This window comes from Bacillus sp. JJ1521, from assembly GCF_036965165.1.
In the GTDB taxonomy this organism is placed as follows: domain Bacteria; phylum Bacillota; class Bacilli; order Bacillales; family Bacillaceae_L; genus Ferdinandcohnia.
Map to the genome: position 1 here is coordinate 7,022 of NZ_JBALOX010000170.1, position 9,297 is coordinate 16,318.

The 9,297-nt window shown below is 36.9% G+C and carries 10 protein-coding genes and 1 pseudogene; 10 read left to right on the forward strand and 1 reads right to left on the reverse strand.

Going from position 1 to position 9,297, the window contains the following annotated elements; translation table 11 throughout:
• The first annotated feature begins 158 nt into the window (after positions 1 to 158).
• The 4 genes and pseudogenes from V7147_RS20155 to V7147_RS20170 all read left to right on the forward strand — a co-directional run bounded on the left by V7147_RS20155 (position 159) and on the right by V7147_RS20170 (position 3,442).
• A pseudogene (locus V7147_RS20155) lies at positions 159 to 565 on the forward strand (VOC family protein).
• 136 nt (positions 566 to 701) lie between these two features.
• Entirely contained in the window at positions 702 to 1,742 is a 1,041-nt protein-coding gene (locus V7147_RS20160) for a glutathione S-transferase family protein (RefSeq protein ID WP_335369602.1), read from the forward strand.
• Positions 1,743 to 1,752: 10 nt separating this feature from the next.
• A complete protein-coding gene (locus tag V7147_RS20165) occupies positions 1,753 to 2,253 on the forward strand; it encodes a GNAT family N-acetyltransferase (RefSeq protein WP_335369603.1) in 501 nt (166 codons plus the stop codon).
• Positions 2,254 to 2,314: 61 nt separating this feature from the next.
• A complete protein-coding gene (locus V7147_RS20170) occupies positions 2,315 to 3,442 on the forward strand; it encodes a cysteine desulfurase family protein (RefSeq protein WP_335369604.1) in 1,128 nt (375 codons plus the stop codon).
• A 150-nt stretch (positions 3,443 to 3,592) separates the two neighbouring features.
• Here V7147_RS20170 and V7147_RS20175 read toward each other — a convergent pair whose 3' ends face one another.
• Complete coding sequence (locus V7147_RS20175; protein WP_335369605.1) at positions 3,593 to 4,162, reverse strand: hypothetical protein; 570 nt, start codon at positions 4,160 to 4,162, stop codon at positions 3,593 to 3,595.
• 187 nt (positions 4,163 to 4,349) lie between these two features.
• Here V7147_RS20175 and V7147_RS20180 point away from each other — a divergent pair, with 187 nt between their 5' ends.
• The 6 genes from V7147_RS20180 to V7147_RS20205 all read left to right on the forward strand — a co-directional run.
• Positions 4,350 to 5,171 (forward strand): GNAT family N-acetyltransferase, encoded by an 822-nt coding sequence (locus V7147_RS20180; RefSeq protein ID WP_335369606.1) that lies wholly within the window; start codon positions 4,350 to 4,352, stop codon positions 5,169 to 5,171.
• Between the two features lie 133 nt (positions 5,172 to 5,304).
• Positions 5,305 to 5,622: a hypothetical protein gene (locus tag V7147_RS20185; protein ID WP_335369607.1), complete on the forward strand. Its 318-nt coding sequence runs from the start codon at positions 5,305 to 5,307 to the stop codon at positions 5,620 to 5,622.
• Positions 5,623 to 6,122: 500 nt separating this feature from the next.
• The gene (locus tag V7147_RS20190) at positions 6,123 to 6,902 is read left to right on the forward strand and encodes an IclR family transcriptional regulator (protein WP_335369608.1); all 780 of its coding nucleotides are present in this window, start codon (positions 6,123 to 6,125) and stop codon (positions 6,900 to 6,902) included.
• Positions 6,903 to 6,933: 31 nt separating this feature from the next.
• The gene (gene pdhA, locus V7147_RS20195; RefSeq protein WP_335369609.1) at positions 6,934 to 8,001 is read left to right on the forward strand and encodes a pyruvate dehydrogenase (acetyl-transferring) E1 component subunit alpha; all 1,068 of its coding nucleotides are present in this window, start codon (positions 6,934 to 6,936) and stop codon (positions 7,999 to 8,001) included.
• Between the two features lie 12 nt (positions 8,002 to 8,013).
• Positions 8,014 to 8,994, forward strand: a complete 981-nt coding sequence (locus V7147_RS20200; protein WP_335369610.1) for an alpha-ketoacid dehydrogenase subunit beta — start codon at positions 8,014 to 8,016, stop codon at positions 8,992 to 8,994.
• Positions 8,995 to 9,012: 18 nt separating this feature from the next.
• The coding region (locus V7147_RS20205) for a biotin/lipoyl-containing protein (RefSeq protein ID WP_335369611.1) at positions 9,013 to 9,297 on the forward strand (285 nt) is incomplete at its 3' end.

The following is a 9,297-nucleotide window of genomic DNA, read 5'->3' on the forward strand; positions in this document are numbered from 1 at the left end:
ACGATAATTGGTATACCGCAAACGATTTAGGCATGTTGAAGAAAGTTTCTGTTCTTCAGTGGCAGTGCTTGTATAATATAATATTAATCGTCCAGTTGTTAATACTAGAATTTGATTGAGGATATTTCAAAATTACAGGAACATAGGAGGTATGAAATTTGAAAATCCAAAGAATAGATCATGTGGCTGTGATCGTAAAGGATCTCTCTGCGGCTAAAGGGTTTTTTCTCGATTTTGGTCTTGAGGTTAAAGGGGAATGGGAAATGGAAGGAGACTTGATGGGATATGCAGTCGGGCTAAACGACGTTAAAGTTGCATGTGTAGGAATGGGAACGCCAGGTGGTCAGACATGGTTAGAGTTAATCAAATTTTATAATCCATCAGATGAAAAAGATATCCAGCAACCTCTTGCAAATACATTGGGTATCCGACATATTGCATTTACTGTTGAAGATATTGNNCGGAGATCTTTAGCGAGATTCGGCAATATGAGGAAAGTTATAAATTATGCTACGTTCGTGGTCCAGAGGGAATCATTTTGGAGTTGGCTGAGGAAATCAAATAAGTAATAGGCAGATAAACTACCACCTATAGAAGTCTAAGTATTAATTCTTGACGTATGATTTAGATAATGAGTAAATTACATTAAACAAATTGAATTACTGGGCATTAAATAGAAGCAACATAAGGGAGAGAATGACATGTCACAAAATGATCAGACAATTAGTTGTGCGATTCCAGTTCAATCGAACAACGATTCATCCAAAAAACCTGTAGAAATAAAAGCGGATGGTTCCTTCAACCGTCAAACGAATCGGTTTATCACACCGTTTGGAAACCAGCCTGAAGAGTTACCAGTTGAGTCTGGGCGTTACCGTTTGCTATGGTCTGCTGCATGTCCTTGGGCACACCGATCTGTGATCGTTCGCAAAGTGCTTGGTTTAGAAAAAGCGATTGGCTTAGGAACAGTTAGTCCATTGAGACCAAGAATTGAGCGTGTTGATTGGGAATTTTCCTTAGATGAAAACGGGGTTGATCCTGTTCTCGATGTCCAGTATGTGAGTGAGGTTTACAAGAACGCAGACCCTGATTATACAGGTAGACCTACTGTACCAGTCATGGTTGACATTGAAACAAAGCAGGCAGTTAACAATGATTATTTTAAACTCACCAACTACTTTGAAACAGTTTGGGCTCCGTTCAATAAGGAAAATGCTCCTGATTTATATCCGTGTGATCTACGCGAAGAAATTGACGCATTGAATGATGTCATTTTTCATGATGTAAACAATGGCGTATACAAATGTGGATTTGCCCGTTCTCAGGAGGCCTATGAACAAGCCTATGATCAATTGTTTACTAGATTAGATGAATTAGAGGAACGTCTGTCAAAGGAACGTTTCTTATTTGGTGATTTTATTACGGATTCTGATGTCAGATTATACACCACATTGGTGCGCTTTGATGCTGCCTACTATTCTGCGTTTCGCACAAATCGAAACCTAATCCGTGAGTTTAAAAATCTATGGGGATATGCACGGGATTTGTACCAGACTCCTGGTTTTGGTGAAACGACTGATTTTGATGCCATTAAGCGACATTACCACCTGTCCATCACGATTGATCCTGCAAAAGGAGAAGTAAATATTCTTCCTAAAGGACCAGACGAATCGGTATGGCTTTCCGAACATAACCGTGAGCAGTTAAGCGGAATAAAAGAAAAGTTCTTGATCCAAGGGTAGGTGAAGATATATGAAAATTCGTGATGCGAAGCAGGATGAATTGGAATTTATTCGCGAGCAACGGGTTGCTTCTTATCTTGAGCATTCGAGGGTAATCCCAGCCGATCATTGGCAGGCTCTTAAGCAAGCCATCTCGTCTGAAGCTGATAGTCAAACCGGTGTCGATCTCATTGTGTGTGAACTTGATGAAAAAATTGTAGGAAGCGTAGCGCTATTTCCTGCTAATACAGATGCTTATGAAGGTGAGGTGGAAGAGTTAGATTATCCTGAAATACGAATGCTTGCAGTTGATCCAGAGGCGCGTGGGAAAGGTGTCGCTTCAGCCTTAATTACCGAGTGCATTAAGCGATCTCAAGCAAAAAATCACCAATTCATCGGACTACATACGGGTGAGTTTATGAAGAATGCGATTAAATTATATTCGAAACACGGCTTTGAGCGCTTGCCACAATATGATTTTGAACCTGCAAATGATGGGATAATTGTGATGGCATTTCGATTGACTATATAATGATGGAAAATGGAATTTGCTAGCATCGATGTTTGTGAAGTTTTAGGAGGAGTGAAGGTTAATGGATCAAATATATTTAGACTACAATGCAAGTACACCAATTGCCGAGCAAGTACGGAAAGCTATGTTGCCTTTTTTTGAAAATTATTATGGAAATCCATCCTCTACTCATTTTGCGGGAGTTGGTGCAAAAGAGGCTGTAAAGCATGCAAGAAAAAAAGTGGCAAATCTATTAAACTGTAATCCTAATGAAATTATATTTACAAGTGGTGCAAGCGAGTCAAATAATTATGTTTTAAAGGGCGTGTTCCAACAATTTAAAGAGAAAGGAAACCATATAATCACCACAAAAATTGAACATCCTTCGATTTTAAAACCGTGTGAATATCTCGAAAGACAAGGCGCGAAAATTACTTATATTGAGGTAGATTCATTCGGGCGAGTTAATCCTCGTGACATCGAGGAAGCAATTACTGATCAAACAATATTAATTTCTGTCATGCATGCAAATAACGAAGTTGGTACACTTCAACCTATCGAAGAAATTAGTGCGATTGCAAAGGAACACAATGTTCTTTTTCATACGGATGCTTCTCAATCTTTAGGAAAAGTGCCCGTTGATGTAGAGAAACTAGATGTTGACTTTTTAAGTTTGGCAGGTCACAAAATGTATGCTCCTAAAGGAATTGGCGCATTATTTATTAGAGAAGGTACCGAGATTGAGTCACTAATACATGGGGCAGGACATGAAAGTGGAAGAAGGGCAGGCACTGAAAATATATTGTTGGCAGTCGGATTAGGTGAAGCTTGTGATGTAGCATATCAGCGTTTAGATGAGAATACACAAATTCAAAACCTACGAGATTACTTTTTTGACCAATTAAGGCAACTACCAAATGTAGCTATCTCTTTAAATGGACATCCCGACCTTCGTCTACCGAATACATTAAGCGTTAACTTTGAGAATAAAGTGGGTCAAGATATATTGGATTCAATCCCACAAATTGCAGCATCTACCGGATCTGCATGCCATACTGGCGAAGTCAACCTGTCACCAGTATTAAAAGCTATGGGGGTAACAAAAAGGGTTGGTATGGGAGCAGTTCGTTTTAGTTTAGGAAGATATACTACGAAAGGTGATATAGACACAACAGTTCAATTATTGAAGAGCGTATTAAAAAACCAATAACAACTTAGTAGGATAGTATTTCTAGATAAAAATGGGACTTAAGGATATGGAATTCTGGTGCCAGACCCCATTGTATAAGAAACGCATGTTCTAATTTAAGAAGTGCGTTTCTTATTTTCATTTGGTTGTATCCCTCGTGTCTAAAAGAATTTATAGAGAACTATTGTTGATTATCTCCTTTACTTTTTTCAAACTTACTCCTAGGTAATCAGCGATTTGTTCATAGGAGAGCCCTTTTTTATTCATATTTTTGACTAATTCGACATCCCTTTTTTCCATTCCCACTTCTATTCCCTTTTCCAATCCCTTCTCCATTCCTCTTTCAAAATAGGAATTAGGCAACTCCAAAATTCTGTCTGCTTCGTCTACCGGTAATTTCGCAATTTCCTTTTCCACTTGAACTTCCTCCTCCCTTGTTAATTTTAAATAGGTTTCAAAAAATCCATATATTAATTCCATTCTTACTGGATCTAATTCCATTCGACTGATCATCCGTAAAAATTCTAATCTTACTTGTACTCGTTCTTCTTTGGTATATCCCATCTTACTTAAGAGTGCCGCCACGACTGGATTATCTATTTTAATGAATTTCCGCCAGTTCTTTTTTATTAGATGGAGTTTTAAGTAGTTGAATTCTATAATTTGAAAAAATTGAACGAGGTTCGTTTTATATGTAAAACTTCGCAAATTCATTACGTTTAGTTTAGCAAAAGATTCCATAAAGACTTCGAAAAATTCCGACTTCAATATATAATTAAAATGGACAGTAGACTATTTACTGCGTTTCCTGATGATGCCCAATAAGGAAGCGCCTCATTTCATAATTAAGTCTTATAGAAGGAATAAATGGCAGAAGTTAGTAATTATGTAAATAAAATAATAAGTTGGTTTTATAGGGGGAAAGTAAATGCTTTCAAAAAAACAAATAAAAGGAATTGAAGAGCTACAGCATGCATGCGAAGCAGCCGAATCGATTCAAATGAAACTCAATTGGGATATGTTGCATACACGCAAGGAACAAGAAATCAGCGATTTTTTCCATTATGAAGATGGGAAGCTTGTTGGTTTTATCGGTCTATATGGTTTTGGAAATAAAGTTGAAATTTGCGGCATGGTACACCCTCGTTATCGCAGAAAGGGGATCTTTACCGATTTATTTAACCAAGTATTTGAAGTCATCGAGGAAAGGAAATATTCGCAAATTCTCCTAAACGCTCCTTCGACATCGGAATCGGCGAAAGGTTTTTTGCAAACGATCCAGTGCAGCTACTCATTTTCAGAGTATCAAATGAAGTGTGAAGAAGCTGACTTTGTTTTACAAGACGATGTAAATCTAAGATTAGCATCTCCAGATGACATTGAGATAGAAATCCTATTGGACGTCGAGTGTTTTGGTTTAGAAGCAGAAGAGGCATTGGAACACAATATGCGAATGAAGGAAGATAACCAGGAGCAATTTTATATCATAGAGACTAATGCGAAATCAGTCGGAAAACTTCGGATCTCACACACGAATGGAGAAGCATGGATTTATGGATTTGCCGTTTTGCCTGAGCATCAAGGAAAAGGAATTGGAAGAAAAGCATTAACAAATGCAATATTGAACGAACATCAAAAAGGGTACCCTGTTTTTCTTGAAGTAGAAGCGAAAAATAATCACGCATTAAGATTATATGAATCGTGCGGTTTCAAATCCTTTCATTCGCAAGATTATTACAGGCTGACGTAAATCTCCACTTTGCTTCACGGCATTCTTCGTAAAACTTGTAAGTATAATTTTACAGCCTGCCCCCATTGTGATATTACATTACCGCGCCGGGTGCCTGGTCCCTTTTATAATAATTAACAACGAGGTGTTATTTTTGCAAAGGAAAAATAGAAAAGAAGAAGAACAAAAGGAACTGACATTTCTAGGGGGAATTATTGTAATTCTCTTGCTAGTTGCTGGATTATTTACTAGTTCGATATACGGAATAATTTATTTGATAGCACATGCTGCTATTGCGTTTGTAGGTTATGTAATTTTAGACTACTATTTTGGCTTAGGATTTATAGCTGTTATCATGACCCTCGCAGTTTCAATTTATCTCCATTTATGGTTGGATGGTGCCTTCGACAAAGAAGAAAAGGTAAAAAAAGATGAGTTACAGGATAAAGAAGAAGAAGTAAAAATAAAATGAGTCACAGGGCCAAACCTCAAGTTTGCTATAGCATTACAGCGCTAGAGCATTACCGCACTTGGGGTCTGGCTCCTATATTTATATTAATATCGCTAAAAACCCTGAGCGATTTGTTTATTGTATGATGAATTTTAACCTGAAAAAATACCATTTGAATTTTCAAATTAACATTATATTCATGTTGACAAATAGGTTTATTTATAGTTCAATAAAAAAGTAAAGAAATGATTCTGAATATTGTAAATGTTCACATAGTGAACATGTAGTTCGAATATAGCTATGTTTCATTAACGGGTGTATAACGTAGACTGCTCGTTAGCTAATGTTCACATAGTGAACATACAGTTCACTTACCGTAGCAATTCAATTTTATCGATTTACTACATGCGAAATTCTATTGTATTTATTATTCAAATAGTGAACACATTGTTCATTTACCGGTTAATTTAGGTTTATATGGATAAAAGTACAGTAAAAACTGAAAATTAGGAGTGGTATTTTTGGATTCGTATATGCTGCAAACTTTATCAAATGCTATTGACGTCATTAATATTTTTGAAACCGAACCAAAACCTTTAAGTATTCAGGATATTGTTCAAAGAACAAATATGAATCGAACATCAGTTTACAGAATTCTATACACGCTTAGATCCAAAGGAATTCTTGAGTTGGATAAAAATACTGGAAAATATAGTTTAGGAATTAAAATGGTTCAATTGGCTTCCTTAGTTCTTCAAAGGTTAGACATAAAGCAAATTGCTAGACCGTATCTAGAAAAGTTATGGAATGAAATCAATGAAACTATTCATCTAGTTATTATGAATGAAAAAAATGCGATTTTTATTGATAAGCTCGAAACAAGTAATACAATTTTTATGGGTTCTTATATAGGATGGGCTGCACCTCTTTATTGTACTGCATCTGGAAAACTACTTTTAAGCTTCCAAAGTGAAGGTTTTATAGATGAATATTTGGAAACGGTTACAATCGAACCTTATACGTATAAAACAATTACTCATAAAAATGATTTTAAGAATAACTTAAGGATTATAAGAGAAAAGGGTTATTCCTTAGATAATGAAGAAATGGTAGAGGGTTTAAAATGTATTGCGGTTCCGATTACAAATGCGGATGGACTTACAGTAGCCTCCATTAGCATATCGGGTCCAACTAGCAGAATGAGTATAAAACAGGATCAGGTTATTGAATTATTAATGGAATATGCTTCATTAGTTTCAAAAAAGCTAGCAAAAAGTTCAGAGTTAATGATTAGATATTAAAAATTATTAAATACACAAAGGAGGATTTGAAGTGGAAAATCTATCATTGAAGTTAGTTCGTAGAATTGGGGACAATGGTGACTTAATTGGAAATCAACAAATAAATTACTCAGAAGATGAACTTCGTGAGTTATACCATAAAATGTTAATTGCTAGACTATATGATGAAAGGGCTTTTCGTTTACAAAGACAAGGAAGAATTGGAACCTATCCACCATTTAGTGGACAGGAGGCTGCACAAGTAGGTAGTGCTTTTGCTCTTGAAAAAGGGGATTGGCTATTTCCTTATGGCAGAGACTTAGCAGCTTGTTTTACTTTTGGAAAGGATATGAAAACCGCTTTACTTTATGCAATGGGGCATAAAGACGGAAGCAATGTTCCTGATGACGTTAATATTTTCCCACTAGCGATTATGATTCCCCCTCAAATCCCTCAAGCAGTGGGTGCCGCATGGGCAAGTAAGCTAAAAGGTGAAGATCGAGTAGCATTAACAACTTTTGGAGACGGAGCTACGTCTAAAGGGGATTTTCATGAAGGACTTAATATGGCCGCTGTATTAAAAGCGCCCGCAATCTTCCTATGTCAAAATAATAAATGGGCGATTAGCGTTCCAATTGAGAAACAGATGGCCACTGAGACAATTGCTCAAAAAGCAATAGCATATGGAATGCCAGGGGTTAGAGTCGATGGAAATGATATATTAGCTGTTTATGATGTCACAATGGAAGCGATAAATCGAGCTCGTAATGGTGAGGGGCCAACATTAATTGAAGCGGTTACATATCGGGTTGGACCACATACAACATCTGATGATCCGACTAGATACCGTGAAGATAGTACTGCCAAAGAATGGCGAACAAAGAGGGATCCTGTCTTTTTATTTAAGAATTTTTTACTTAAACAAGGGATTTGGACCGAGGAAGAGGATATTGAAATTGTGGAAAGACTGAAGAATGAGATAAATGAGGCCGTTAAAGAAGCTGAAATCACAGCTAAAACCAAACTAACTGATATTTTTGATCATGTCTATGAAACACCAATACCAGATTTAGTTTTACAAAAAGAGGAAATAAATAAAAGGCAACTTATTCATAAATAAGGGGGGATTGTAATGGCGCTTAAGACAATCGTTCAGGCTGTTAACGAAGCAATGGATCATGCTTTAGAACAGGATTCAAATGTGATGGTATTAGGCCTTGATGTGGGAACAAATGGAGGAGTATTTAGAGCAACGGAAAAACTGCAAGAAAAGTATGGTGAGCATCGGGTTGTAGATACACCATTAGCAGAATCAGGTATGGTTGGTTCAGCAATTGGCCTTGCAGCAAACGGAATGAAACCAATTGTAGAGTTACAGTTTATGGGTTTCATATATTCTGCAATGGATCAGCTGTGCTCACAGGCAGCGAGAGTCCGTTTCCGTACTGGAGGAAGGTTCACAACACCAATGGTCATAAGGGGACCTTTTGGAGGAGGAGTTCATGCTTTGGAACTTCATTGTGATAGCTATGAATCTTTCTTTACACACACACCAGGTTTAAAAGTCGTTATTCCAAGTAGCCCTTATGATGCAAAAGGTTTGCTTTTATCAGCGATTAACGATCCAGATCCAGTCGTCTTTTTTGAACCTATGAAAATTTACCGTTCTGTCAAAGAAGAAGTTCCAGATGAGCCATACACAGTACCACTAGGAAAAGCGAAGGTTGTACGAGAGGGAGAAGATGTAACAATCATCAGCTGGGGAGCACCAGTACATATAGCAAAAAAGACAGCTGAAAAATTAGAGAATGAGAAAGGTTTATCAGTTGAGGTTATTGATTTAAGAACTTTAGTACCATTTGACACAGAAACGGTCATTAACTCAGTGAGGAAAACAGGAAGAGTAATTGTCATGCATGAAGCTGTTAAAACAAGTGGTTTTGGGGCCGAAGTAGCCTCCAGAATAATGGAGGAAGCATTCATGTATTTGGAAAGTCCAGTTGAAAGGGTCACTGGTTTCGATACTCCATATCCATTTCCACAGGTGGAACATGAATGGATGCCGAATGAAGAAAGGCTCTTGAATGCTGTTGATAAAGTATTAAATTATTAAATTTTTGGAGGTGATAAAATGATTTTTGAATTTAAATTACCTGATGTGGGGGAAGGAATTGCAGAGGGAGAAATTGTTAAATGGTTTGTAACGAAGGGAAAAACAATTCAGGAGGATGAACCAATTGCGGAGGTGCAGACAGATAAAGCCTTGATAGAAATTACATCACCTGTAAGTGGAAAGGTACGGGAAATCTTCTACCAAGAAGGTGAAGTTGCTGAGGTTGAATCTGTAATTATTAGCTTTGATATTCATGATAAACAGTCTTTAATTGATACCAACAATGAATCTATTACTATAAAT

Excerpts from the sequence above, each read along its gene's own strand:
- V7147_RS20160 (WP_335369602.1), top strand. The coding sequence starts at position 702 with ATGTCACAAAATGATCAGACAATTAGTTGTGCGATTCCAGTTCAATCG.
- V7147_RS20165 (WP_335369603.1), top strand. The coding sequence starts at position 1,753 with ATGAAAATTCGTGATGCGAAGCAGGATGAATTGGAATTTATTCGCGAG.
- V7147_RS20170 (WP_335369604.1), top strand. The coding sequence starts at position 2,315 with ATGGATCAAATATATTTAGACTACAATGCAAGTACACCAATTGCCGAG.
- V7147_RS20175 (WP_335369605.1), bottom strand. The coding sequence starts at position 4,162 with ATGGAATCTTTTGCTAAACTAAACGTAATGAATTTGCGAAGTTTTACA.
- V7147_RS20180 (WP_335369606.1), top strand. The coding sequence starts at position 4,350 with ATGCTTTCAAAAAAACAAATAAAAGGAATTGAAGAGCTACAGCATGCA.
- V7147_RS20200 (WP_335369610.1), top strand. The coding sequence starts at position 8,014 with ATGGCGCTTAAGACAATCGTTCAGGCTGTTAACGAAGCAATGGATCAT.